Origin of the sequence: Brevibacterium sp. SIMBA_078 (assembly GCF_046534565.1) — a bacterium.
GTDB lineage: Bacteria > Actinomycetota > Actinomycetes > Actinomycetales > Brevibacteriaceae > Brevibacterium.
Window position 1 is genome coordinate 1 of sequence record NZ_JAWRYQ010000110.1, and the last position, 312, is coordinate 312.

General features: G+C 41.3%; 1 protein-coding gene. It reads right to left on the reverse strand.

Going from position 1 to position 312, the window contains the following annotated elements; all coding sequences use genetic code 11:
• Window positions 1-205: hypothetical protein (locus tag SB749_RS19075; protein ID WP_410711685.1), on the reverse strand; the 205-nt coding region annotated here is incomplete at its 3' end.
• Window positions 206-312 lie beyond the last annotated feature (107 nt).

Sequence of the window (312 nt, forward strand, 5' to 3'; positions counted from 1 at the left end):
TGCTATTTTTAACCACCAAGTCATCTAGGGTTAAATGGCCAATTTCATCACTGTAAGCGCCACTGTAGTAAGCAATTAAAGGCAGCCAAAAGTGCCAGTGCTTAGCTTGTTCGCGGGCAAGCCGAGTATCACTATAAATATATCCGGTATAGAGCGTATGCAGCTCCATAGCTGAGAATGGACGACGACCAAGATGGGTTTTCAACGCAGTACCTTGACAGTTTTTATTATTTTATACCCCAACTAATCGTTGTTGTTAATTGGGGTAGTGCCAGCAAATAAACAGTTAAAACTTATTCACTTAAAGCGCGA